22 protein-coding genes and 1 pseudogene are annotated in these 26,556 nt (G+C 42.3%); 15 read left to right on the forward strand and 8 right to left on the reverse strand.

All coding sequences use genetic code 11. From position 1 onward, the window contains the following. Nucleotides 1-226: 226 nt before the first annotated feature. The 7 genes from purC to QUD05_RS21890 all read left to right on the forward strand — a co-directional run bounded on the left by purC (nt 227) and on the right by QUD05_RS21890 (nt 9,190). Entirely contained in the window at nt 227-964 is a 738-nt protein-coding gene (purC, locus tag QUD05_RS21860) for a phosphoribosylaminoimidazolesuccinocarboxamide synthase (RefSeq protein WP_289797902.1), read from the forward strand. Nucleotides 965-1,139: 175 nt separating this feature from the next. Next, on the forward strand, nt 1,140-3,620 hold the full coding sequence (locus QUD05_RS21865; protein WP_289797903.1) for a BamA/TamA family outer membrane protein: 2,481 nt from the start codon (nt 1,140-1,142) through the stop codon (nt 3,618-3,620). Nucleotides 3,621-3,830: 210 nt separating this feature from the next. Then, nucleotides 3,831-4,679: a UDP-3-O-acyl-N-acetylglucosamine deacetylase gene (lpxC, locus tag QUD05_RS21870; protein WP_289797904.1), complete on the forward strand. Its 849-nt coding sequence runs from the start codon at nt 3,831-3,833 to the stop codon at nt 4,677-4,679. 99 nt (nt 4,680-4,778) lie between these two features. Then, nucleotides 4,779-5,309 carry a 3-hydroxyacyl-ACP dehydratase FabZ gene (gene fabZ, locus QUD05_RS21875; RefSeq protein WP_289797905.1) on the forward strand — a complete coding sequence of 177 codons (531 nt, stop codon included), beginning with the start codon at nt 4,779-4,781 and terminating at the stop codon, nt 5,307-5,309. Between the two features lie 311 nt (nt 5,310-5,620). Next, nucleotides 5,621-6,439, forward strand: coding sequence for an acyl-ACP--UDP-N-acetylglucosamine O-acyltransferase (lpxA, locus tag QUD05_RS21880; RefSeq protein ID WP_289797906.1), 819 nt, complete (start codon nt 5,621-5,623; stop codon nt 6,437-6,439). Between the two features lie 133 nt (nt 6,440-6,572). Next, entirely contained in the window at nt 6,573-7,739 is a 1,167-nt protein-coding gene (gene lpxB, locus QUD05_RS21885) for a lipid-A-disaccharide synthase (protein ID WP_289797907.1), read from the forward strand. A gap of 197 nt (nt 7,740-7,936) precedes the next feature. Continuing rightward, nucleotides 7,937-9,190: a DNA cytosine methyltransferase gene (locus tag QUD05_RS21890; RefSeq protein WP_289797908.1), complete on the forward strand. Its 1,254-nt coding sequence runs from the start codon at nt 7,937-7,939 to the stop codon at nt 9,188-9,190. A 59-nt stretch (nt 9,191-9,249) separates the two neighbouring features. On the opposite strand, the gene QUD05_RS34485 is transcribed toward QUD05_RS21890, so the two are convergent. From QUD05_RS34485 to QUD05_RS21905, 4 genes are all read right to left on the reverse strand, one after another. After that, the gene (locus QUD05_RS34485) at nt 9,250-9,843 is read right to left on the reverse strand and encodes a DUF6887 family protein (RefSeq protein ID WP_502911407.1); all 594 of its coding nucleotides are present in this window, start codon (nt 9,841-9,843) and stop codon (nt 9,250-9,252) included. Beyond that, complete coding sequence (locus QUD05_RS21895) at nt 9,803-10,768, reverse strand: aldo/keto reductase (RefSeq protein ID WP_289797909.1); 966 nt, start codon at nt 10,766-10,768, stop codon at nt 9,803-9,805. The genes QUD05_RS34485 and QUD05_RS21895 overlap by 41 nt, the downstream gene beginning before the upstream one ends. 173 nt (nt 10,769-10,941) lie before the next feature. Next, on the reverse strand, nt 10,942-12,105 hold the full coding sequence (locus tag QUD05_RS21900) for a hypothetical protein (RefSeq protein ID WP_289797910.1): 1,164 nt from the start codon (nt 12,103-12,105) through the stop codon (nt 10,942-10,944). Between the two features lie 184 nt (nt 12,106-12,289). Next, entirely contained in the window at nt 12,290-12,811 is a 522-nt protein-coding gene (locus QUD05_RS21905) for a hypothetical protein (protein WP_289797911.1), read from the reverse strand. Nucleotides 12,812-13,052: 241 nt separating this feature from the next. Between QUD05_RS21905 and nfi the strand changes: the two genes are divergently transcribed. From nfi to QUD05_RS21925, 4 genes are all read left to right on the forward strand, one after another. Continuing rightward, nucleotides 13,053-13,718 (forward strand): deoxyribonuclease V, encoded by a 666-nt coding sequence (gene nfi / locus QUD05_RS21910; protein ID WP_289797912.1) that lies wholly within the window; start codon nt 13,053-13,055, stop codon nt 13,716-13,718. Nucleotides 13,719-13,825: 107 nt separating this feature from the next. Then, on the forward strand, nt 13,826-14,374 hold the full coding sequence (locus QUD05_RS21915) for an FHA domain-containing protein (protein WP_289797913.1): 549 nt from the start codon (nt 13,826-13,828) through the stop codon (nt 14,372-14,374). Between the two features lie 80 nt (nt 14,375-14,454). Beyond that, nucleotides 14,455-16,413 carry an FHA domain-containing protein gene (locus QUD05_RS21920; protein ID WP_289797914.1) on the forward strand — a complete coding sequence of 653 codons (1,959 nt, stop codon included), beginning with the start codon at nt 14,455-14,457 and terminating at the stop codon, nt 16,411-16,413. Nucleotides 16,414-16,497: 84 nt separating this feature from the next. Continuing rightward, on the forward strand, nt 16,498-16,626 hold the full coding sequence (locus tag QUD05_RS21925; RefSeq protein ID WP_289797915.1) for a hypothetical protein: 129 nt from the start codon (nt 16,498-16,500) through the stop codon (nt 16,624-16,626). Nucleotides 16,627-16,634: 8 nt separating this feature from the next. On the opposite strand, the gene QUD05_RS21930 is transcribed toward QUD05_RS21925, so the two are convergent. Continuing rightward, nucleotides 16,635-18,716 carry a cation:proton antiporter domain-containing protein gene (locus tag QUD05_RS21930; protein WP_289797916.1) on the reverse strand — a complete coding sequence of 694 codons (2,082 nt, stop codon included), beginning with the start codon at nt 18,714-18,716 and terminating at the stop codon, nt 16,635-16,637. Nucleotides 18,717-19,394: 678 nt separating this feature from the next. Here QUD05_RS21930 and bchM point away from each other — a divergent pair. The 3 genes from bchM to QUD05_RS21945 all read left to right on the forward strand — a co-directional run bounded on the left by bchM (nt 19,395) and on the right by QUD05_RS21945 (nt 21,832). Next, nucleotides 19,395-20,081, forward strand: a complete 687-nt coding sequence (gene bchM, locus QUD05_RS21935; RefSeq protein WP_289797917.1) for a magnesium protoporphyrin IX methyltransferase — start codon at nt 19,395-19,397, stop codon at nt 20,079-20,081. A 346-nt stretch (nt 20,082-20,427) separates the two neighbouring features. After that, nucleotides 20,428-21,549: an IS630 family transposase gene (locus QUD05_RS21940; protein ID WP_289797918.1), complete on the forward strand. Its 1,122-nt coding sequence runs from the start codon at nt 20,428-20,430 to the stop codon at nt 21,547-21,549. A 31-nt stretch (nt 21,550-21,580) separates the two neighbouring features. After that, nucleotides 21,581-21,832 (forward strand): hypothetical protein, encoded by a 252-nt coding sequence (locus tag QUD05_RS21945; protein ID WP_289797919.1) that lies wholly within the window; start codon nt 21,581-21,583, stop codon nt 21,830-21,832. Between the two features lie 94 nt (nt 21,833-21,926). On the opposite strand, the gene QUD05_RS21950 is transcribed toward QUD05_RS21945, so the two are convergent. Then, the gene (locus QUD05_RS21950; protein WP_289797920.1) at nt 21,927-22,532 is read right to left on the reverse strand and encodes a YdcF family protein; all 606 of its coding nucleotides are present in this window, start codon (nt 22,530-22,532) and stop codon (nt 21,927-21,929) included. A 291-nt stretch (nt 22,533-22,823) separates the two neighbouring features. On the opposite strand from QUD05_RS21950, the gene QUD05_RS21955 reads away from it, so the two are divergent. Further along, nucleotides 22,824-24,941, forward strand: coding sequence for a hypothetical protein (locus tag QUD05_RS21955; RefSeq protein WP_289797921.1), 2,118 nt, complete (start codon nt 22,824-22,826; stop codon nt 24,939-24,941). 36 nt (nt 24,942-24,977) lie between these two features. Here the strand turns inward: QUD05_RS21955 and QUD05_RS34490 are convergent. After that, nucleotides 24,978-25,122, reverse strand: a pseudogene (locus tag QUD05_RS34490) (IS701 family transposase); the annotation flags it as partial. Nucleotides 25,123-25,140: 18 nt separating this feature from the next. Continuing rightward, complete coding sequence (locus QUD05_RS21960; RefSeq protein ID WP_289797922.1) at nt 25,141-26,556, reverse strand: S-layer family protein; 1,416 nt, start codon at nt 26,554-26,556, stop codon at nt 25,141-25,143.

Raw genomic sequence — 26,556 nt, forward strand, 5'->3', positions numbered from 1 at the left:
TGTCCTCTGTTAAAAGTTAGAGATTTTGTTCTAAATATTTGGCAATTAGCTATTAGGCAGCGATCCAGAGGAGAAAATTGGGCTAGGTATTTGGTTATTAATTATTTTAACCTGCCCCTGCTTCCTCTTAAATAATCACCAATGGCTAATAGTTAATAACTAAAGATAAAATGGTGAAGCCTCAAAGGACAATTTTTGTCCATCGCCTAAAACACTACCTGCCACTATGTCTGTTAATTCCAAATTATACGAAGGCAAAGCAAAAATTCTTTATACAACGGACGATCCAGAAGTCTTGTTGGCTGATTTTAAGGACGATGCCACGGCGTTTAACGCCCAAAAGCGTGGCAACATCCAAGGGAAAGGAAAAATTAATTGTAGCATTTCCAGCCAGCTTTTTAAACAGTTGGAGGCTTATGGTATAAAGACTCACTTTATCGATAGTCCTGCCCCAAATCAAATGCGGGTGAGGGCAGTAAAGATTTTACCCTTAGAAGTGGTGATCAGAAATATTGCTGCTGGCAGTTTGTGTCAGCAAACAGGTTTACCAGTGGGTACAATTCTGAAACAGCCTTTGGTTGAGTTCTATTATAAAAACGATCAATTAGGAGATCCTTTGTTGACACGCGATCGCCTGTACCTGCTAGAACTAGCGACTGCGGAACAAGTAGACGCAATTACCCATCTAGCATTGCAAATCAATGAATTTCTCAATAACTTTTGGCAGCGGTGTGGCATTACCCTAGTAGACTTCAAACTAGAGTTTGGTTTGGACTCACAACAGCAGTTGCTCTTGGCAGATGAAATTAGCCCCGACACCTGCCGTTTGTGGGATACCGCAGAAAAAGACTCAAACCGCAGGGTAATGGACAAAGATCGCTTTCGCCGAGACTTAGGAAATGTAGAGGATGCCTACCAGGAGGTCTTACAAAGAGTGCTAAAAGCAGTAGAAACTACAAGTTAACCAGGTAAAAACCAAAAGGTGAGAAGGAATTATATTTAACTTTTGCCTTTTGCCTTTTGCCTTGTAAAGTAAAAAAGCAAAAGAAAAAAATTATGTTTTGAGTTTTACCTTTGAGATAAGGGCATTATTGCCTTGTGATGGTGTGTGTGTGGTCGTGAAGAGGAATATAAGTAAAATGCGTTTATCTCCCGTATTGCTGGCAGCAGTAGCAATTGCAGCCCCTTTGGGTGGCTCATTGAGTGCAAATGCAGAAACCGCCAACAGTTCAAAACAGACAACAGAAGTTTTGACACTAGAAACAAATCAGCAGCCAGAAAAGGACACTGGTCAGGTTAACTCTAGTAAAAGTCTAGAATCTCGACCTAAATCCACAGGAGTTATAGAGGCGGAGCGTACCCAATCCCGCGTCGTTGCAATTTACCCTGCCAACCCAGCAGCGAGCGCAACCTCAGAGGTAATTGTGCCAACTTCCACAACGCCAACAACTGCACAAACCCCTGAAATCAATCCCAGCCCTACTCAACAGCCGTCTCCGGCTCCAGATATTCCACCGCCAGAAATTCAACAACCAACGCCTTCCCCAACTCCTGAGACCACTCCAGTCCCAGAAAATGTCAATCCACCGACAACGGAACCTTTATTACCCACAACTCCAGAACCATCAACCGCTCCAGAAATTTCCCCCCCAGCTAGTCAAGAAAGAACACCTGCGCCATTCCCAGGCACTACTCCCAGTCCCCAGAATGTTAACCCACCGACAACTCCAGGTAATACTCAACCCAACACAGCCCCAGAAGCCAATGACCCCCGCGTACTGGTATCGGAAGTAGTAGTTAGATCCCAGACTGGCCAACTATTACCAGAACTGGAAAACCAAGTTTATAGAGTAATTCGTACCCAACCAGGACAAACGACCACCCGCAGCCAACTCCAAGAAGATATTAACGCCATCTTTGGTACTGGCTTCTTCTCCAACGTCCAAGCAGCGCCAGAAGATACCCCCTTGGGAGTGCGGGTGAGCTTTGTTGTCCAGCCTAACCCCGTTCTCAGTAAAGTAGAAGTGCAAGCCAATCCTGGCACTGGTGTTGCTTCTGTACTCCCAGCTAATACTGTGGATGAAGTCTTTAAGGAGCAGTATGGCAAAATCCTCAACTTGCGTGACTTGCAAGAAGGCATCAAGCAGTTAAACAAGCGGTATCAAGACAAAGGTTACGTACTAGCTAACGTAATTGGAGCGCCACAAGTTTCTGAAAGCGGAGTTGTTACCTTACAAGTAGCAGAAGGGGTAGTAGAAAACATTAGAGTCCGGTTCCGCAATAAAGATGGTCAGGAAACAGACGAAAAGGGACAACCAATTCGCGGACGGACACAGGAGTACATCATTACCAGAGAAGTTGAGTTGAAGCCAGGACAAGTATTCAATCGCAACACAGTGCAAAAAGACCTACAGCGCGTGTATGGATTAGGACTGTTTGAAGATGTGAATGTGTCCCTTGACCCTGGTACTGATCCCAGCAAGGTGGATGTAGTAGTAAATGTAGCTGAACGCAGTAGCGGTTCTATTGCTGCTGGGGCAGGGATTAGCTCTGCTAGCGGACTTTTTGGAACAGTTAGCTATCAACAGCAAAACCTGAACGGTAGGAACCAAAAACTGGGGACAGAAATACAGGTAGGAGAACGAGAGCTGCTGTTTGACTTGCGGTTTACCGACCCCTGGATCGCAGGAGATCCTTACCGGACTTCCTACACAACCAATATTTTCCGTCGCAGTTCTATTTCGTTGATTTTCGATGGTAAAGATGAAGACATTAGGACGTTTAATCCTGGTAATCCCACTGATGTAGATTCTCAGGATCGCCCCCGCATTCTCCGTGTAGGTGGCGGTGTCACCTTTACCCGTCCCTTGTCTGCCAATCCTTATAAAACTTCTGTCTGGACTGCCTCAGCGGGCTTACAGTATCAACGAGTTTCCGCCCGTGATAGTGATGGCAATCTGAGAAAAACAGGAGCGGTATTTGATGATGATACTGGAAACCGCCTGAGTGATGAAATTCCACTGACCCTCTCTAGCAGCGGTCAAGACGATTTACTACTGTTACAAGTGGGGGCACAGCGCGATCTCCGTAATAACCCCTTGCAACCCACTAGTGGTTCTTATCTCCGCTTTGGAGTCGATCAGTCAGTCCCTGTGGGGCTAGGCAACATCTTCCTCACCAGATTGCGGGGTAGCTACAGCCAATATTTACCCATTAAGCTGATTAGCCTCAGCAAAGGGGCACAAACCTTAGCATTTAACTTGCAAGCAGGAACTATCCTCGGTGACTTGCCTCCCTACGAAGCTTTTACCCTTGGGGGTAGCAACTCCGTTCGGGGTTATGAAGAAGGAGCATTAGGTAGTGGACGCTCTTATGTGCAAGCATCAGTTGAGTATCGGTTTCCAGTTTTTTCAGTAGTTAGCGGCGCACTATTTTTTGATCTCGGTAGTGACCTGGGAACTAGTACTAGGGCTGCTGAAGTGTTGAACAAAAATGGCAGTGGCTATGGTTATGGTCTTGGCGTTCGCGTCCAGTCTCCACTGGGGCCGATTCGGATTGATTACGGTATCAACGATGATGGTGATAGCCGGATTAATTTCGGTATTGGCGAAAGATTTTAACCAGTTAGGAGTTAGAAGTTAGGAGTTATGAGTTTTAATTCCTCACTTTTCACTGTTAACTCATAACTTTTCTGGATTAGCTTGCTAATTGTTACATTTACCTCAATACTGTTCCGATAAAGGGACTAATGACATTTTTCAGGGAATATCAGGGATTTTACCAAAACAGACGATGAACAATACTAAAGGAAATATATTAACTTTTCGGCTATGCGACAGCACACTCTAGCAGATCAAATCACCCAAATAGGGGTGGGACTGCATAGCGGTGTGAATACCCAGGTGCGGATATTACCAGCCGAGGCGGGAAGTGGACGCTACTTTGTGCGGGTGGATTTACCGGATTTGCCAATAATTCCAGCCCAAGTTGCAGCAGTTAATCACACTGTTCTCTCAACTCAGTTGGGTAAGGGTGAGGTATATGTTCGCACGGTAGAGCATTTGTTGGCAGCACTTTCGAGTATGGGCGTGGATAATGCCCGGATTGAAATTGATGGTGCAGAAGTTCCACTTTTAGATGGTTCAGCAAGTGTATGGACAGCTAATATTGCCCAAGTTGGCTTAGTCTCACAACCCGTTAACAACCAAGTTCCCTTGGCTATTACAGAACCAATATGGGTCTATCAAGGGGATGCCTTTGTATGTGCCCTTCCAGCAGAAGAAACCCGCTTTAGTTACGGTATTGATTTTGACCTGCCTGCTATTGGTAATCAATGGCATAGTTGGTCACTAACAGCTGAACTAGAAAACGCTTCTGCTAGCTTTGCTACGGAAATTGCTCCTGCGCGTACTTTTGGCTTACTGCATCAAATTGAACACTTACAAAAAACAGGGTTAATTAAAGGTGGCAGTTTGGATAATGCACTCGTTTGTGGGCCAGAAGGCTGGCTAAATCCACCGTTGAGATTTGCAAATGAGCCAGTCCGTCATAAAATCTTGGATTTAGTAGGAGATTTGAGTTTACTAGGAACTTTTCCTCGTGCTCATTTTTTAGCGTATAAAGCCAGCCATAATTTACACATTCAACTGGCTCAAAGAATTTTAGATTTGGGGTTTTAGATTTGGGATTAGAACTAAAGCTTAAAATCCAGGATTATTAAGGCTTTGGATATACGCCTGCCTACTCAACTTTTAGATAAAAAATCAACTACACGGCCAATGTCAATCCTCACTGAAGTGAATACCATCGATACGACTACACCGACATCTACTGAACCACAGGGTATAAATGAGATTACAATCAGTTCTGAGATAAAAACAACTTTCACATCTGAAGAAATTCAGAAATTGCTACCCCATCGCTACCCATTTTTACTTGTAGACAAAATAATTGACTACGTGCCAGGTAAAAAAGCTGTTGGGGTTAAAAATGTCACTATCAACGAACCCCATTTTCAAGGACATTTCCCTGAACGTCCACTGATGCCAGGGGTGCTAATTGTTGAATCAATGGCACAAGTTGGAGGCATTGTCCTAACTCAAATGTCTTCGGTAGAAGGCGGGCTGTTCGTCTTCGCTGGTATCGATAAAGTTCGCTTTCGTCGCCAGGTCGTGCCGGGAGATCAACTAGTCATGACGGTGGAACTGTTATGGGTAAAACAACGTCGTTTCGGTAAGATGCAAGGTCGTGCCGAAGTTGATGGTCAACTTGCTTGTGAAGGGGAATTAATGTTTTCTTTAGTTAGCTAAAAGTTTGCTTTCGTGGTATGGGTATAGCCGTGAAATGCCCCTACTGAATCCTGTTTCAGGATAACAGTTAAAAAATCCACAATAGCATCTGAATAATTTCTTGATTTTCGCCGCCCTCTCTACGAGACGCACTCACAAACACACTTAACTTGCTTTGCCCGACACTTTCGTTCACTGAAATATTTCACACTCAACAACGCCAGTCGCCTCAATGGGGCGGTAGTCGATACAACTCTCTTAACCAGAGTAACGCGCTGCCTCAAAAACCCCGCCTGGCGCTGGATTATTAAGACAGTTCTGGAGATTCACCCTTGAAAACGCTAATTCATCCAACTGCTGTAATTCATCCGAAATCGGAACTTCACCATACAGTGCAAGTCGGTGCCTATGCTGTGATTGGAGCGCATGTCAAAGTGGGCCCTGAAACAATAATCGGCGCTCATGCAGTGCTAGAGGGGCCTTGTGAAATTGGGGCGCAAAATCAGATTTTTACAGGTGCAGCCATCGGCATGGAACCCCAGGATCTGAAGTTTGTAGGAGAACCAACCTGGGTCAAAATTGGTGATAACAACTTGATTCGTGAGTACGTTACCATTAACCGCGCTACTGGTGCTGGTGAAGCGACAATAATTGGTGATGGTAATCTGTTGATGGCTTATGTCCATGTGGCTCATAACTGCGTCATTGAAGACCAAGTAGTGATTGCTAACTCTGTGGCGTTGGCTGGTCATGTCCATATAGAGTCACGCGCTAGGCTCAGTGGAGTTTTAGGTGTCCATCAATTTGTGCATATTGGTAGACAAGCAATGGTGGGAGGTATGGCACGTATTGACCGGGATGTGGCTCCATATATGCTAGTGGAAGGAAATCCAGCGCGGGTACGAACCCTCAATCTTGTCGGACTCAAACGGTCTGGTATGGACTCAGCAGATTTGCTTATGCTGAAAAAAGCCTTCCGCATTCTCTACCGTTCTAATTTGTCTTTTAAGGATGCTTTGGAACAGTTGGAATTGTTAGGGGATAGCGAAGAATTGCAGCATCTGCGACGCTTCCTTCTACTTTCTCAGATGCCTGGAAGACGTGGCTTGATTCCCAGTAAAGGGAAAAAAGGCGCAAGTGATGAATCGTGAGTTAGAAGTTAGGAGTTAGGAGTTATGAGTTATGAGTTGATAAATTACATTTTTTAACTCTTCACTCCTCATTCCTAACTCTTCACTTTTAACTCCTCACTTTTAATTCCTAACTCCTAACTTTAATTATCAAATGCGGATATTTATCAGCACTGGCGAAGTATCTGGCGATTTACAAGGGTCGCTACTAATTTCAGCGCTGAAGCGTCAAGCTGTGGCGATTGGGTTGGAATTAGAGATTGTGGCGCTGGGTGGCGAAAAAATGGTAGAGGCTGGGGCAATTCTGTTGGGAAATACCAGTAGTATTGGCTCAATGGGTATTCTAGAAGGGCTACCTTATGTTTTACCGACTCTTCAGGTGCAACGTCAAGCGATCGCTTCCTTAAAGCAAAATCCACCTGACTTGGTAGTGCTGATCGATTATATGACTCCCAATCTGGAAATTGGGACTTATATGAAACAGCATCTGCCAGATGTGCCTGTGGTGTATTATATTGCTCCCCAAGAGTGGGCTTGGTCATTAAGTTTGCGGAGGACTAACCGGATTGTTGGTTTTACAGATAAGCTGTTGGCAATCTTTCCACAAGAAGCCCGTTACTTTCGCGAGAAAGGCGCAAAAGTTAGTTGGGTGGGACATCCTTTGGTTGACCGAATGCAAGATGCTCCTACTAGGGAAGCAGCTCGTGCAACACTGGGAATTGCATCAGAAGAAATTGCGATCGCACTTCTCCCCGCCTCTCGCCGCCAAGAACTAAAATATCTTTTACCAGTAATTTTTCAAGCTGCCCAAACTATTCAAGCGAAATTACCTGAAGTTCGTTTCTGGATTCCACTGTCGCTGGAAGTTTATAGACAGCCAATCGAGGAGGCTATTGAGCGTTACGGTTTGCGGGCTACAGTTCTATCAGGCCAACAAATGGAAGTTTTTGCCGCTGCTGATTTAGCTATTAGCAAATCTGGTACTGTCAATCTAGAACTTGCTCTGTTAAATGTGCCACAGGTTGTAGTTTATCGCCTTAGTCGTTTGACTGCGTGGATCGCTCGTAAAATCCTCAAAGGTTCAATAACCTTCGCATCGCCACCTAATTTAGTCGTGATGAAGCCGATTGTGCCAGAATTTTTACAAGAGCAAGCCACAGTAGAAAATATTACCCAAGCAGCGATGGAACTGCTACTCAATCCCAGTCGCAGAGAGCAAACTTTGCTAGATTATGAAGAAATGCGGCAAAGTTTAGGAGAAGTTGGGGTTTGCGATCGCGCTGCTCAAGAAATTTTGCAAATGCGACTAAATAATTCGTAATTCGTAGTTCGTAATTCGTAATTAAAAATAGAGAATCAATCAGTTTATTTATGAGTAAAATTAAGTGCGAACCACCTATTTTTGCCGAAACCCACATTTATACATAGGGTAATTACGAATTACGTTAGCGCAGCGTTAGCGAGTCTTCGAGCGTCATTATCAATTACGAATTAGATTGGGGTGTCATGGCTTATGAGATGAAAAAACAAAGAGCGATCGCAGTTGATTTATTTGCTGGCGCGGGCGGTATGACTCTTGGCTTTGAGCAAGCTGGTTTTGATGTGCTAGCGTCTGTGGAAATCGACCCGATCCACTGTGCAACCCATGAGTTTAACTTCCCTTATGCGAGAGTGTTATGTAAAAGTGTTGTAGATACCACCGGGGAAGAAATTAGGAATCGGTCTGAGATTGGCGGTCGCGAAATTGATGTGGTTATTTGTGGCTCACCATGTCAAGGATTTTCTTTAATTGGTAAACGGGCTGTTGACGATCCTCGAAACTCTTTGGTATTTCACTTTCATCGCCTGGTTTTGCAACTAAAACCAAAATTCTTTGTGATGGAAAATGTCCGGGGAATCACAGTTGGCGAACATAAACAAATTCTCCAAGCTTTAATTAGCGATTTTAGAATTCACGGCTATCAAGTAGAAGAAAATTATAAAATTCTCAACGCTGCAAATTACGGAGTACCACAGTCCCGTGAGAGATTATTTCTCATAGGTGCAAGGGAGGATGTAGAGTTACCGAAATATCCTCAGCCGATTACTAAACAAGCTTTACTAAATAATTTAAATTCTAAAAAAATATCTGACATTCCATCGAGTCCTACAGTATGGGAGGCAATTGGAGATTTACCTGAAATAGAAAAATATCCAGAGTTACTAACAAGAGATTGGGTTGTTGCAGACTATGAAAAGCCTAGTAAATATGCTCTTGTACTTCGCGGTATCAAATGCCTAAATGATGATTATTCTTACAAACGAGAATATGATTTGCGAATACTTTCTTCAAGTTTAAGAACCAAACATTCTGAGGAAACTGTTAAACGTTTTCTGGAGACTCAACAAGGCGAAAGAGAAAAAATTAGTCGTTTTCATAAGCTACATCCTGCTGGTGTCTGTAATACTTTAAGAGCGGGAACAGATAAGTATAGGGGTTCCTTCACATCTCCGAGACCGATTCATCCATCTACGCCGCGCTGTATCACTGTCAGGGAAGCGGCGAGATTGCATTCTTACCCCGATTGGTTTAGATTTCATGTAACTAAATGGCACGGATTTCGACAAGTTGGTAACTCTGTACCACCGTTACTAGCAAAGGCTGTGGCGTCAGAAATTATTCGCAGTTTGAATATTTCGCCTTTTAAGCCGAGTTTGGGATACCAGTTGGGAGAGGAGAAGCTATTACAATTTAATATGTCGCAAGCGGCACAATATTATCAGTGTGATTAGTAAGTTGTAATATCTGCAAGATTTCACTATCTAAACCCATCGTTAAACCTTTCAACTAATTAAAAAGCCTCTCCACTACTACCCAGTTTTTTCTTGAGTATCTCTTCCATTGCCCTCAAATCCTCGTTAGTCTCAGGGAATGGATATGTTGAATTATAATGTCCCCTTGATTGCTTATTAAACCCGAAGAACCCCACCCCGCCAAAGCTGTGCTTTGTCTCCCCTCCCCGCAGGCGGGGAGGGGGTTGGGGGTGGGGNNNTTTTATTATGGGTAATTTGGCGGACATGATATTATTAGGATTTCTCCGCCCGATCAATGCTTCAATCGCTTCATCATCTTCACGATGAGCTATCAGTTGCCAAAGCCGNNNGGACAGTTTGCGGGAAATGCGTCTNNNACAGCGTACTTTGTGATTNNNTTGCTGTCCTAAGCTCCCTGTCCGTTGNNNTAAAATATACGCTCTAAGTTCTTGTCGGGACATTTTGCTAAAGTTGGGCTTCGTCATCGTTAAACCCTCATTGACCATCGGAAAATGAATTTGGGCATTGTACACTATAAAATTTGGCTTTATTTGATAGTTTGCGGCTTGATTTGGACATTTTTTAGTCGGGCTAAGTCCAAGCACGGAAGAATGTACTATCTTCCCAGACATTAGCAGCCCGCCCTGCGATCGCTGTCAATTCTTCCTTTTTGAGAGGTACAAAAGCCCGCGCTATCTTGACATTATTTTCTAATTGTGGAACTGTCTGTGCCGCAACCACGCAACAATGAACCCCAGGCTGAGACAGTGTGTAACCTAAAGCTTCCTCCATACCTGTCAACGCACCTGATTTAAACAGCCGACCATAAGCCGGGACTTTCATCGCAATCACACCAACATTTTTTTCTTGAGCAACTGGTAGAACCACTGGGATAAATGGACGTGGGTGGTGTTTGTCGGCGGCATTCACAGGAATCAGTGTAGTGTGGAAAGGGTAGCGACGTAACCCTTCAGCAATTACTTGAGGGTCGTGATGTCCGGTGATCCCAGCAAAACGCACCAATTTTTGTTCTATAGCTTCTTCTAAAGCTTTAATTGCACCAGATGGACTAAAAATGGTGTCGAGTTCTTCCGAAAAAGAGACACGATGCAACTGCCACAAATCGAGATAATCTGTATTGAGACGTTTAAGCGATCGCTCCAATTCTCGCCATGCACCATCCCGATCTCTTTGATCGGTCTTGCTTGCTAGAAACAGCTTTGAGCGATGGGGTGGTAGCACTTTGCCTAAATAATCTTCACTCGGCCCATAAGTAGCTGCTGTATCAAAGTAGCGAATGCCAAGTTCCAGCGCTCTTTGAATAATTGCTGTCGCATCACTCTCTTTTCCTTCGCCGCCGGATAGTGGCATTTGTCCTGCTCCAAAGCCGAAGATAGGCAGATTTACTTTCGTGCGTCCCAGTACCCGTTCTGGCATAGTTGATGGCGGTGTGGCAGTGTTGGTAGTGTTTTGCTCAAAAGCATTAGTTGCCACAATACCTCCAGTTACAGCAATGCTAGTAATTAGGAAATTACGCCGCGTTTTTCCTTCTGTCATGATTGGCTTCGGGAGCGAAATAACTTTTATTATAAAATTTTAGCTAGGGAGAATTAATCGGATATCCTTCTAAAGCATAGATTTCAGTGTCGAGCAAAGGACATTCTTCTAGATATAGCCTTGTAGCTTCTTTAAGACTCCTTTTTCTAGTTTAGCTTTGAGGTGCGATCGCATTACTTGTTACCAAGGGAATTTTTTTCAGCGTAGTTGAGATTTATTTGATATTCTTTAATTTTTTGTTGGGCTACTACATAACTTGGGCTAGAAGATGGCACAGTTTTCAGAAGTGCGATCGCAGCTTCCCACTGACTCACAACTGTCTTCCACTCATCTGGAGATTTTGCTGATTGAGTCAGGTTAGCTGCATTAATTGCTTTACTTACTGCCTCTCGGAATGTATCAGTTTGGAGTAACACAGTCGGCGATTCTGAAGCTACTGGTGAGGGTGTAACTAATACAGGCTTTGATGGTATTTGTGTTGAACTTTTAGAAGTTAGGGGGAGTCTTTCTGAAAATCTTGAATAAAAGTAGATTCCTAGAGAAATTGAAAATATTATAAAAACGAACAACAACTTTTTATTTAAACTACGATCCTTCCGTCGAGTCTCGATAATTATATTTTGTTCATTATTCGATAAAATATTCGATTTTATTTTGTGCAAACCCATTTCTTGGTGCAATCTATCAACTTCTTCCTCTGAATTTAAATTAATATTTGATTTACTTGTATCTTTTTCTTTATTGCCAGAATAAGCAGATATTATTCGATGTCTTACCAAATATTCAATTTGATAAATCAGTGCGCCAGTAGAAATGTAGAATAGCCCAAACATTAATACTATACTATTATTGATATTTTGTATTTGTGTATAGTATTCAATTTGTCTGTCGTAGCTCTGATAAAATAATGGTAGAAGCATTGTACAAAAAAAAGCTGCTACCAGTGTAGAAATTGTAATTACAAGCCAAGCGTACAATCCTTCCCACCAACTCATTATTCCTGGTAATAACCCTTTTGTTCTACCTATTTCTGGTGCCTGAATTACTGATATAAACCGACTTATGAGCAAGTGTAATAAGTGGTGAGTAAAAGAAATAATAGGAATTGGAGATAGCATTAACAGTATTGTAAATATAGCAAATAATTCCGAGCTTTTTACAATATATGTGATATGGTAGCCTAACTTTCCAGGGTTCTTGAGTACAAATATAATAGTGCTCAACAATAAGTTTAAAATCAATGCTTTTAACCAAGAGCTAGGATAAGGAAACCATAAAGGCCAGTAAAATTTTCGTAATTTTTGCTTAATAACTTCCTGATTATTCGGCTGCGTCATAACCTATAAATGTAAAAAATAAATTATTGTCTATCTTATGATTCCCTATTTACACTTATAAGCAACATTATCGGAACTTTTATCTTCCTATATTTAAAGTTAGTTGAGCTGGATTTGTCATATCTCTTGTAAAAAACCACATTGGAGACTGTTTCCTACATGATTATGTAAAGTGAATTAAATACTAACGTTCCTTTGTAATCACAGAACTACCATTACTAATACTTACTTTTTGAATAAAAACGTCAGTACAAGAGGATAAAATATCAGTACTGATTTGATTAGCAATAAATTCAAAATCTTGGTTTGTTAATCCCTGTGCCGTATCGCCACTGAAGTTAATACAAATAGTTAGAATTTGAGGATTGTTAGAAGAATGTTCATTATCTACTGGTTCTAAATCATCTTCTACCATGCCCAAATCAAACTCTTTACTCCAAGCTGGAAACTCCTTATATGTTTGTTGTCCATAAACTTTGACTCTTTCAATAGATGCAGCCCCTAAAGCTGTTAACCCTTTGCGGATAAATGCAACTAAAATTTGCTGATTTGGTACTTGGGCAGATTCTAGCGTTACCTCTAAGCAAGCATCTTGTAAGGCAACTTTTGCGTTGATCCTTTTGGGGTGTAGGTGACGGTTCATCAGAGATGCGATCGCTTCTGCATCTCCCTGTTTTGCAAGTTTTAGAATATTTGGCTGTGTCATAACCAGTAAAAGAGAAAATCTAGAAAAATACACTTATATTCTCAGGATTCCCTCTTGACAGCCTTAAGTAACATTGTGATGCAAGATATCAGCTAACCTGGGCTAAAATATTTAGTATAAAGATAGTCATTTACAGACTTTTACAAAAATATATTTTCCCTGTATCAACATCAAAAACTCTTGTTTTTGTGCTTGCCAAATTAACAGGATTAATATTAATCAGTTAATTCCAATTTTCAATATGAAATTTTACCGAGATCATGCTTGGCCTTCAACGCTAGAAGAAGCCATAGTTATCCAAGAAACGCTGCAAAATCAAGTAATTACTGAGGATCAACTGCAAGAACCCATCCAGTACGTTGCTGGAGTGGATATGGGTTTTGAAGCTGATGGAACAATTAGCCGTGCTGCTGTTGCAGTGCTGAGTTTTCCTGATTTGCAAGTAATCGAGACAAGCCTAGCACATCGTCCTACAACCTTTCCTTATGTTCCTGGGTTTCTCTCATTTCGGGAAATTCCAGCCGTCCTTGATGCCCTGGAAAAGGTTAAAACAACACCAGATATCATTCTGTGTGATGGTCAAGGAATTGCTCATCCGCGCAGATTAGGTATAGCTAGCCATTTAGGGTTACTTATAGATATGCCGACAATTGGTGTAGCTAAGTCGAGGTTGATAGGTAAGCATGAAGAATTGGCAGAAACCAAAGGCAGCACACAACCACTAATATATAACGGTGAAACCATTGGGGCAGTTTTGCGATCGCGCACAGGAGTAAAACCACTGTACATCTCCAGTGGTCATCGAATTAGTTTACCGACAGCCATTGACTATGTATTGCGCTGTACGCCCAAATATCGGCTACCAGAAACTACACGCATTGCTGATAAATTAGCGTCGGATAGATAAAGCTTGTTGAAGTTTTTTCTAAATGCTTGCTTGCACCTACTCAATCATGTTAGGAATCGCACAGGAAGATGTTGAAGTAGCTAAATACGATTTACGAAGTTAGAACCATGAACGCACTAACTTTACAGTGGCACGATGCGGGTCAAGATAAAACTCAGAATATTTACGAACAACAGCCAAGTCAAAATCATGGCACTGTCCGCATCGGTCGCGATCCCATCCGGTGCGATATTGTTCTGAGTCATCCTACTGTGTCTGGACTCCACGTTGAAATCTTTTTTCATCACCAGCAACAACGCTTTTATATCAGGAATTTGCGATCGCAAAATCCCCCCGTTATCGATGGACGGCAATTAGTCCAAGGTGAAATGCCGTTAACTGAGGGCACTAGTATCAATTTGGGACAAATAAAACTCAATGTTACAAGCATTTCCACAGGTAGCATTCCAGCAACGATTTTGCTACCACCCAATCCAGCAGTAAATCTCGGACATCACCATCACCCACAAACACCCCCCGCACCACCGCTAGGAGTTTATGGCTTAGAATGCCCCAAATGTCATAAAGTTTCCCCAGGAGAGAATCTACAAATTGGCTGTCATTGGTGTGGAACATCTTTAGCTGCGGCTGTGAGTGTGTTGGTAGTTAGGAGTTAGGGAATGGGGAGCAGGGGAGCAGGGGAGCAGAGGAGAACGAACGGTGACTATTAAAGCCAATGACAAATGACAAATGACAAATGACAAATGACTTACAAATCCAATTGAGTTGGGACGAACCGGCGACGGGTGAACGGCGAGAACCACTGTTGAATATGCCAATCGCTTTTGGTCGAGAATTTGCTCGCTTACCTGCTGAACTCAGGGGAGTGCGGGTTTCTCGGATGCTACTTAACAGTAATGAAGTTTCTCGCTACCATGCCCTAATTGACTGGGAACAAGATCATTTAGTAGTGATTGATCAAGGTAGCGTTAACGGTGTCTATGTCAATGGTCAACCACAAACGCGCAGTGTTCTAGTTAATGGCGATACGTTGCAAATTGGCCCGTATTTGATTGCAGTGACATTTGGTGCTAACGCCGCTGAACCAGATACTAGCGCCCCTTCAACGATTCACTTCAACGCAAATACCAATCGCCCAGACCCCAGTTTGCCTGTAGTTCAGCCGCTAGCGCCCGTGGCAAGTAATTTCCCGCCATTGGCGTTTCAGGCGCAAAAAGTCTCTGTGCAAGCACTTCATGCTACGGGATTACCGGTAGATGAATCTGATTATCTAGCGATCGGGGCGGGATTGGGTAGCTTTGTTTGGGCTGATTTGCTGCGAATTAGTGGTGTGCGTGCTGACAAAATTGTGGCTTTGGGATTAGAGGCGGAACCTTATGCCCGTTACAAGCGCCTCTGTCTGAATTCGCAAATTCCCTTATATGAAAGACTGCGTTCTAATTCTGATTCTTGTCCCGATAATATTTGGGGTTGGCCTAGTTATGCCTTGCGGGAAGCTTGGGGAGACTTAAGCAAGGGAGAGATAAAGTCAGCATTCAAGTATTTATGGCAAGTGTTTGCTGAACCAACATTTGCAGAAACTTATACTCCCCGTGCGGGTAATGTCTTTGATTCCATAGACAGGGAGACGAAGCGCATTGACTGGAATCAAATTTATCGTTATGGGCGAGTTAGGGTAATTCGCAAAACCGATGATGGCAGATATTGCGTAGCCTATTCTCGCGGTCCAGGAAATTATGCTTTTTTAGTTAGTCGTTATTTACATTTAGCTACTGGATATCCAGCAATTCAGTTTTTGCCAGATTTGCAAGCTTATAGAGAAAAATATCAAGATTTTAAATCTGTAGTTAATGCTTACGAAGCTCACGATCATGTTTATGAGCAACTAGAGCAACATGGTGGTACGGTATTGATTCGGGGGCGGGGAATTGTGGCTTCGCGGATTGTGCAGCGGATTTATGAAGCCAGAAAACGAAATCGGAATATTGCAGTTTTGCACTTAATGCGATCGCCTAAACCTCAAGGCAACAAATTTCAAAATACTCAGCGCCTAGTCAAAAATCATTACGAATTTCAACCCTTTAACTGGCCAAAAGCCTGTTGGGGCGGCGAACTCCGGGCAATGTTAGAAAAGGCCAGTCCCGATGAACGCAAGCGTTTACTAGCAGACTGGGGTGGAACTACCACCGCCGACCGCCAAGACTGGCAGCAAATTACTGCCCAAGGGTTAAGCGAAGGCTGGTATCAAATTACCTTCGGAGAGGTTCTGGATGTAGAACGAGATGCCCAAAACCGGACTATTACCCGTATCCGAGAACAAAGCTTTGGGGAAATGAAATTGCTAGCCGACTTTATTGTTGATGCTACTGGACTAGATGCCAAAGTAGATACCAATCCCCTCTTAGCGGATTTGGTGAAACATTACAATCTCCCAGTCAATCACCTGGGGCGATTGACTGTAGCGAACAATTTTGAATTGGTAGAAATGCGTAGCGATCGAGGTCAAATGTATGCTGCGGGAGCTATCACTTTAGGTGGCCCTTATGCCGCAGTTGATAGTTTTTTGGGTTTGCAGTACGCCGCATTAGTCGCTGTTGATGGACTGGCCGCAGTTCGTGCGCCTGGAGTCCAAAGGTTGAATGTTGTAAGTTCTTTTAGACAATGGTTGAAGTGGGTGTTAAATCAATCACCTTAGTATTATGAGGCAGGGGGCAGGAGGAATAGAGTATTTATTTTAACTAAACCTGTAATCGCCACAATCACAGTGGCAATTCCCCCAATGGACAATAAAGTTAAAAATGCCGCCGCCAGAATAATTCCTGGGTTGTGCGATCGCTCTTGTCGATTCCCATCACACAGACAAAAGCGATCGCAAGTATTTTTACTTTTCCCTTTTTACTGGCGTTGACTCGCACATTACGAATTCGGCTCTCCCAATAACACAATTGAGCATTTCAATTCTTGAATCATCTGCGTTGTCACTTCGCTGACTGCTAATCCTCCGGCTGTGCGATAACGAACGGAACGTAATACTGCTAAATCAAACGCCTGAGCTTCCCGAATTACGACTCTAGCGACATCATCACCCCTGATTGTTTGGATATTCGTATTCACCTGTAACTGGCTTTTAGAAGCGATATCAGACAATTGAGATACAAATCTTTCTACTCGATTTGGGGGTGATTTGCGATCGCATACGTGTAACAGCACAACTTCCGCCTGATTGACATCAGCCAAAATCTGGGCAAACCTTAAAGCACCAATGGTTTGGCGTGTTAAGTCTCCAACTGGTACAAGAATTCTTTGGATTGTCTTGGGACTGCTCAAGAGGCGTGTAACTGCAACTGGACAGTGAGAAGACCAAAACACGCTATCAATGACATTACCAAATAAGCGGGCACGTAAACCTGTTGTCCGCGACCAACCCATCACCACTAAACTAGCGTTTTGTTCTCGACTTGTGCGGCTAATTGCCAAAGCTATATCATCGTCAATCCGATTTGCAGGTGAAACTTCTACATCAAATTCTTGACTGATTTCTCTAGCTAAACTTAATCTTTGCTGACTCTGATCGAGCGCTGTTACTAATTGTGGATCGTCCATGTGAATATGTGCCCTAGTAATAGCTAATGGCACAATTTTTCCAGATTCATGACTAGCCAGTAGTGCTGCCATTTCTATTAGATAGCGTTGCGTTTGAGGGTTGTATATTGGTACTACTACAGTAAATGGATATGGTTTTTGCTCTACTAATTGAGTTTCATTACCTTCCCACCAAGTTGCCAAACTATCTGTTTCAAAATCTGTCTGAGAAAGCTGCAATGAAGAAGCAAATCGTGCTGTTATTATGAGGCCCAAAATTGCAGTCACCAGCATGAGAACAATCACACTGTTTAAAACACCTTCATTGATTAATCGCTCACCTACAGGGTTTCTAGTTTGATATGCAACTAAGGCTGCTGCTAGTGTGGCTGCTACCTGTGGTAGTGACAACGACCACATTGTTAGCAATTCCGCCGTATTATAGCGGTATAAAAGTTTGGCTAAGAATGCCGCGATAAATTTGCTGCCAATCAAAGCTACTACAATTACCACAGTCAACCAAACTGAACTGAGAGTTCTTATAAATGCAGGAATATCAATCAATAATCCCATGTCCACAAAGAAACAAGGAATAAATAAAACACTGCCAATAAACTCAATCTTTTCTTTGACTGGGCTACGTCCTAGAACGTCATTGACTGCTAAACCTGCTAAAAAAGCACCAACAATTTTTTCAATTCCAATTACCTGCGCTCCGACAGATGCCAAAAATAATGCTAGTAATATAAACAAAAACTGGTTACTTTGTTCATCTCCAGATCGGCGAAAAAACTCTTTTCCCGCCCAGTCAAAGCCAAATAGAACAACAGCAGAGTAAATTGCTAATCCTCCTAATAAAGTCGCTAAACTCAAGGCGGAGAATTGCCCTCCATGAATTCCCACACAAATTGCCAACACTAACAAAGCACCAGTGTCAGTAAAAATTGTTGCCCCAATGGTGACGGTTACAGCTTCATTTGTTACTACTCCCAAACGACTCACAATTGGATACGCTAAGAGTGTATGAGATGCCAGTAAAGAACCAATTAAGACAGAGGTATTCCAACTAAAATTGAATAAACGTCCAACAGCAATGCCAGCAATTAGTGGTACTAAGAATGTTAGAATGCCAAACCCAATTGAGCGGTTTTTAGTTTTACGGAACTGCTCTAAGTCAATTTCTAAACCTGCCACGAACATCAAATAAATCTTGCCAATATCCGAGAGCAGATTGATTGTTTCAGACTCAGAATTCAATAACTTTAGTCCATTTTGCCCCAAGACTACGCCTGCTACTAACAAACCCACTAATCCAGGTAGTCGCAGTCGCTCAAATATCGGAGGGACAGTAAAGATTACTGTTAGAAGAATTGTAAATGCAACAATAGGACTGTCTGTGAGCGAGTTCAGTGTCATGTGTAATAAATCAGCCTAGATAGTAGATGTACAAAAGGCATACGAAATTTTACTTAATTTTTTTTGTATAGTTCCGTTTTATTGATTACATATAATTAAATCTTTAACAGCATAATTGTTGCGATCGCAATTCAATTCTATCTTAAGGAGGTATTTTTTATATCCATAGATATAGATCTCGATGAGATTTGAGGCTGCAAAAATTATGGGTATTTAAATAGCTATCAATAGTATTTAGCGATCGTAAATCGTGAAACCATAGAAAAATAGCAGTTTTCATTTAAAATAAACAAATATTAGCTGAACAATGATTTAAACGGAAAAATAATGCCAACAGCTTGTGCAATTACAACATTAAATTTGGTAATATAGATTGATTCCAAAGTAATTATATAAATATCGCGATTTAGTGATTTATTTAAAAGTAAATCGCTGTTATGGGCAAAAGGTATATCTAAAAGCCATAAAACCGAAGTCAAATTCAGTCTTTTGCTTGTTAAGCCAGTACAGTTTCAATTTTGCGCGTCTGGACTGGAATTCGATAGCCTGGGTTACTTTATGTACGTAAGTATCCTTGCTTATCGGCCAACTATCATCTGGAAAAATCTGGAAGACCGCTCTTATGGGTTCCTATCAATGATAATTTTAAGCATTGGGAACCCCTAAAAATCGAAGTTTATGAATGCAGCCGACGACAAAACGATTGTTCGCGAGTATTTCAATTCCACAGGGTTTGACCGTTGGAAGCGAATCTACGGCGATGGCGAAGTCAACAAAGTCCAATTAGACATCCGCAATGGACACCAGCAAACTGTGGATACAGTTCTCGGTTGGCTGAAGGCTGATAACAATTTACCAGAGCTATCAATCTGTGATGCTGGGTGTGGTGTCGGTAGTCTCAGTATTCCCCTGGCTGTAGATGGTGCCAAAGTCTATGCCACCGATATTTCGGAAAAAATGGTAGAAGAAGGCAGAGATAGAGCCAAGCAAACTTTGGGAAATACCGAAAATCCTACTTTTGCCGTGCAGGATTTGGAATCGTTGAGTGGTAGCTACCATACCGTTATTTGCCTAGATGTTCTCATCCATTACCCTCAAGAAAAAGCCGATGAGATGATATCTCACCTCTGTTCTTTGGCACAGTCGCGGATAATTCTCAGTTTTGCGCCGAAGACCTGCGCCCTGAGTATACTCAAGAAAATTGGCAGTTTCTTTCCTGGGCCAAGTAAAGCCACTCGTGCATATCTGCATCGTGAGGCTGATGTGGTGAAAATCTTGGAAAGTAATGGCTTTTCTTTACAACGACGGGCAATGACGAAGACTCGCTTCTATTTTTCTCGCCTACTGGAAGCTACACGCAATTAAGATTAAAATCGCAGCAAAGGGATCGTAAACCTCTTGCTGCGATTTGACAATCTCAAACCTGAGATATTGGTAAATATTGCCGTTGGCATCAAGCTTTGTTTTTCTCTAAGATTAATAGCAATATCTTTGTGACAAAGTTAATGTTGGTATTCTGGCAAATGAAAAGGGGAATAATAAAGTGGTTAAATATGCTGAACGTTGTATTTTTTCAGAAGAAGAATATCTAGAGGCATTCTACTCAAATTCTCAGGGATTCACTCTAGGACATAAAGCTATCTTGGATAAGTTGTAAGCTAATCGGCATTTAAGCTGCATAATATAAATGCAGAGTCGATTGAAATTAACTATGCCACCACCAGCCAAAAACTTTTTAACTTCGGAACAAATTACTCAGCTACAGCAGGCTCTTAAGGAGAGCGAACTACCGCACGTAAGGGAAAGAATTTTAATTATTCTGCTCCAAAATGACGGCAGAACACAACAAGAAATTTCTAGATTTCTAGGCTGTTCATCTAGAACAGTAGCATATTGGTGTATGCATGGAGATCCAGATGACCTAAAAACTTTACATAACAAAAGAGAGTACGAACATAACCGAAAAGCTACTCCTGAGTATATTGAACTGTTATTAAAAACAGTTGATAAAGAACCATCGGATTTTGGTTATGAATTTGGTCGATGGACAGCAGAGAGATTAGCTACATATTTAACAGAGCAAACAGGGATTGATTTAAGTAGCTCTCAAGTTAGGAGGATATTAAAGCGAAAAAAGTATAGTTATATTTGGGCTAAGTATGATTTAGAAGATAAACAAGATCCAATAAAAAGAGCAGAATTTAAAGATAAACTTGGTCAATATTTAATGATAGCGAGAGAGCAGCCAGAGCGGATGCAGGTATGGTTTTGGCATGAAAGCGGTTTTAGTTTACGTGTAATTCGCCGTAAAAATTGGGGTAAGCGAGGAAAACGCAAAAATCTTACAGGTCAACGTCGCCGTGGTCGGGTTAATGTCATGGGAGGGATTCGAGAAGGCGATCGAAAACGAGTATGCTTTTTTATAAAAAAAGGTGAGGGAGATATATTTTATGAACAGTTACAGCAGCTAAATGAATTCATTAAACAAGAGTGGATAGAGCAGGGAAATAGTGCTGAGAATTTTCAGGAGTATGGCCCTAAGATTATTTTAATTTTAGATAATGCTAGCTTTCATAAACGGAAAGATATTCTCACTAAAATTGCCCAAGAACTCCCTCATTTTGTACTAGAGTTTTTACCTGCGTATAGTCCTGATTATAATATCATCGAATTAGTCTGGTATTCATGTAAAGAATACATTGCACATCGTCTATTCCAATCAGTAGATGAGTTGAAGTCAATACTTGATAAGCTATTGAATCAGGGTGAGTTAGTCATTAAGTGGCATCGAAATATAAAGAACAAAGGAAATAATGGTTATGTTGCCATTTAAATGCTGATTAGCTTATCAGCATTGTTACTTTATGAAAGATAATCGCAGATTACGTACTTGGGAGTTATCTGAAGCTGCTGGATATGTTGGTGATTCTCCTGGACAAATTGGTCATTTAGGTGCAAGCTTTTGCAAATTTTTTGGAGTAAAAGATGATGAATTTGGTCAACCAGCACTTGCAATAGTTAATTGGTTTGCAGATGAAACGAATGGGTATTGGTACATTGAGCTAATTCCTGAAGCAGCTAGAGCATTTAAGCGTTTTCGCCTCGAAACTATCTAATTACAAGGGTTGATAATATTAGTTAATTTATACAGGTAAAAGGTTACAGCTTTATTTTCTAATTTTGGGCATTTTTATTTGCAGTCCGCTAAGGCTATATTTTAAACACTAAGTAGACCAAGTAAAAATAGGTTTCTCGGCTCAAAAACTCCATCTGACTGCGAAAACTGCGATAGCGGGTAGTAGGTGTAGGAGACGAATGTGCATCCATTCCTAAGCCTCGTGCCATCAATACGGCTCGTTTCATATGCAATGGATCGCTGACAATAAGAAACTTGGTTAATTGGTGAGCATTCGCCACTTCCAAAGCATTTTTGAGGTTCTGGTGAGTTGTGCGAGATTGAGTCTCAATTAGGATATCAGCAGCTTTAACCTGTTGTGCGATCGCATAATTTTTCCCAACTATAGCTTCCGCTGGTTCATTAATCTCGCCAACTCCGCCAGTAAAAATTATTGTCTTAACAAATCCATTTTTATATAAGTTAATGGCGTGGTTAATTCGCTCTCTGAAAACAGGAGATGGTTCTTCTTTCCAAACTGCCGCTCCTAAAACAATTGCTGCATCTGCCTTGATATTATTATTACTGCTGCCATATAAATAAATACTTGAGGCAGAAGAAGCGATCGCCAGCAACAAGGCAGATATCAAAGCCACTGTAAGCAAAATTAACCATTTTTTGGGAATTTTGTCATTGAGCATGGGGCGTTGTACTATTTTTCATTCTTAGTTTCAATATCTCAGCTAAGTGCGTAAGTCCTAAATATCTATGACAACCGTGATTCCAGAGAGTTAGTAAATCGCAAAGTTTTGCTCAAGAGCGATCGCAGTCTTTACGGTTTAACCTGGGAGTGACGCTTGTCAAGCAAAAGCAACTAGATCGAGCTATTAACAGTAGATGGTAGCAATCGGACTATGGAGGTTTTGTTATCTGGTAAATTGCGGAGTTTTTGAGTATAAAATTTGGTATTTACGCCATATAGAAAGATTTTCATGATACTAAAAATTGTGCAACAATTTGGGCGATCGCTACCAAAGTCTTTTTTTGCAATTGCTCAATTTACCTTGACTTGTTTGCTTGTATTTTACCTATCCCCTGTTAACGCTACAACTATAGGATACTTAAGCGAACAAGGAGGACTATTTCGCCAAGCCCTAGCTGCTGCTAAGTTAACTCCAGAGGATGTCCGTTTGGATATGAAAGACATGGATCTCTGGGGCAGTGATAAATATCGAGTCAAGTTGCTAGATGTGTTTTTCGATAACCCTTGGAAAATCAGTCCTTACACCCGCACCATTACTCAAGATTTACTTGCAGCTAAATCTGATTTAGCACAACTCGCTGCCAGTGCCTACAAAAGAATCGAAGGGGGTGTGAGTCTCCAATTAAACAGAGATTTGCTGACAAAATACAAACAGCAAGTACAAAAGCTGGGTGATGATGCCTTAGCTGTTGCTCTTAGCAAACTAAGCACTCAACCTGCTGATAATTTTAAAACTACTGAATACAAAGCTTTGCCACCACAGCTACGTTCTGCGGTAGCACAGTTTTTATTCACAGTACCAGATGCACTGCATTACAGACAAGTGGGATTGTTGCGATCGCTAGCTAAATTACAACTAGATGCCGATCGTACCTACACCGAAGTATTTAACTACGCAATTAAAACTGTGCAAGAAGAAGCCGCAGAAGAAGTAGATGCTAGCCCAGAAAAGGTACTGTTAATTGAATCTCTTTTAGACAACGTTGATTTTAAAATACTCAACACAGGAGCAATTTTAACAGCGGCCGCTGTTGGTGAAATGCAAAGTCAATTAAGCCAAATCCCAGTTAATTTGTTGCAAGGAAATTACAACTACAGCATAGATACACCCCAAGGTCGAATTATTCTCAGTGGTAAAGGCGATCGAGTCTATTCCCCTGACGATTACCTGTTGATTGTAGATGTTGAAGGTAATGATACTTACTCTGGCGGTGCTGCTACTAAAAATATTGCTCATGGTGTCAGCGTCACCTTAGATTTAGCTGGCAAAGACCGCTACTCTAGCCCACCGGGGAAAATTCCCAGCTTTGGGGCTGGTATCTTCGGCTACGCATTGCTGGTAGATTTACAAGGTGATGACAGTTATGAGGCCGAATACGCCAGTCAAGGCGTAGGTATTTTTGGTACTGGCATTCTCTACGATGCCCAAGGTCAAGACACTTATCAAGGCATTAGTAATTTACAAGGTAGTGGTACTTTTGGTTCAGGACTGCTGATCGATAATCAAGGCAGCGATCGCTATTCTCTCTACAGGTACGGTCAAGGCTATGGCTTTACTAAAGGAGTGGGGCTGCTATTAGATAGTGTAGGTGACGATAAATACATTGGACTAGAAGACAAATATCCCAACGGCGGCCCATTTGGAGCTAAAAGGCACGTCCATTTTATCCAAGGTGCAGGGTTGGGAAGACGTGCAGACTATACAGAAGGTCACAGTTGGGCTGGAGGTGTAGGGATGTTAGTCGATGGCGCAGGAAGCGATCGCTACGAATGTGAGGTTTACGGTCAAGGTACAGCTTACTGGTATAGCTTGGGCTTTTTGGTAACAAGGCTGGTGATGACTACCACGATGCTGAGCTGGTACAGCTTGGGAAGTTCGCCGCATTTTGGTGTGGGAGTTTATCAAGATGATGGAGGAAGCGATCGCTATACAGGTATCATTATGCAAAGTTTAGGCAATGGTCGCGACTGGAGCATTGGCTGGTTTGAAGATAGTGCCGGAAACGATTGGTATAACGGCAGCTTAATGACCTTCGGTACGGGAGATATTAACGGTATCGGAGTTTTCTGGGATAAGCACGGCGATGACACTTATCTATCTTTATTAGAACCAGCTTACGGACAATCCCGGTTAGAGGGTGTTAGTGGTTTGCGAGAGTTGATGCTGACATTAGGCTTATTTGTTGATGGAGGCGGGAAAGATAATTACCTGCTATTGCCAGAAACAGCCCTCGATACTCAATCTCTGGCAACTAATCCCGTTGCTGGTAACGATAGGACTTGGTGTCGCTCTACAAAACCTCGTTATGTCAAAATGGCTTACGGCTGCGGCATTGATGCTCAATAAGTTCGACCAAAATAGAACTTACGTATTGACAGAAAAAAATCTGTTGACACTATCATGTGACAAATCTTTAATAATCTCTGCTAAACGTGTGCAACCTGGATACAAAGATTGCTACCAATAAAAACAGAGTGTAAGTGTTAAGGTCACACTTTGCTGTGGGTGCCTTGGTAGTTGCTTTGATAAGTTTCAAATTGGTTTACTACTGGGCACAGGCAGTGAATGGCGAAGAAAAAGCAACAGGGATGTTTGCCCAAACCTCGGCAATCAAGTGAATATTACCTTTGCCATCTGCAACCCATTTTTGAGCTTCGATTATCGGTTGCTCAATAGTCACAGAAGACACAGTAGATGCAGAAACCTCTTGAGAGTGATTTCCCAAAGTCGAGTCAAGCGTTACCCACGGCACGAGCACTGCCCGCCCCCGTAATAGTTCATTGGGGCTTTCGGGCAATCCTCCGCGTCCGGTGGCAATAAAGCGACTAGCTGTTTGTCGCCCTCTATTAGAACAACCTTGAGCAATTTTCGTGGACGAATCAACAAAATTTGTGGGTAGTTCAATCAAGCCACGAGAAGGGTCTAGATCAGGTGTGTTGATTTCTACGACACCAGCTATGCCACGTTCAGAACTGGCGGTAATGTCTGAGAGTAAAGTTGGATGGGGCCAGGATTCAATGCCAAAGAGACTTCTAGCTTTGATGTCAACTCTACCGCCCCTACCAGTAAAGGCGTTGGCGCTGATGTTACTATCTTCCTTTGGTACGGCGACAATAAAGGGGGAGTTAATATTGATGTTGCCACCATCGCCACCCTTCTGGTCTGTGCCTGCGGTAGTGGATATTTCACTACCACGCCGCAGCAGTAAGAAGTCTTTTACTGATAGTGTGATGTTTCCTCCATTACCCGATGTCGTTTGCGAGGTAATACTTCCCTGGTTAAGACTCAAAGAGCTTGCTTGTATTTTAGAATCACCTGCTTTTCCAAGTCCTGTGCTACTGCTAGTTATCTGTGCGCTATCTTTGATAGTTAACTGCCCAGTTTCAATCGTTAAATTTCCGGCATCTCCCACGCCTGCGGTTTCAGTTGTCAAGAGGCTGGGCAGACCGTCGGCTGAGGTGCCATTTAGCTCTATAGAGTCAGAAGCATTCACTATTACGCTTCCTCCTCGCCCCTCGCCGACAGTACGGGCAGACACAAATGCTCCATCCAGGATTTGCAATTTCGCAGTTTTAATTGTCAATTCTCCGGCAGATCCGGTACCTGCGCTTCCAACAAGCAAGCCGCTTCTGTCCTGACTATTTGCCGATGTTCCAATCAGTTGCACTAATTCAGAAGCGGTCACACTCAACCTCCCTCCCGACTGAGCCGAGCCTAAATTGGAAGCTGAGGCTCTCGCCCCATCCCGGACAATAAATAAGCCAGTTTCAATCGTCAAGTCTCCAGGTTTGCCGGAACCTTCCCCCAAAGCAAACAGACCACTAGGTGTCGGGTTATCAGCTGATGTTGATGTTCCAATTAGTTGCACCGAATCAGAGGCTTTTACAAACAACAGTCCTCCTTGTCCGGAACTAGTCTTAGCACTAGCAGTTGAGATTTGTGCCCCACCCTGAACAATCAA

This window comes from Nostoc sp. GT001, assembly GCF_030382115.1.
In the GTDB taxonomy this organism is placed as follows: domain Bacteria; phylum Cyanobacteriota; class Cyanobacteriia; order Cyanobacteriales; family Nostocaceae; genus Nostoc.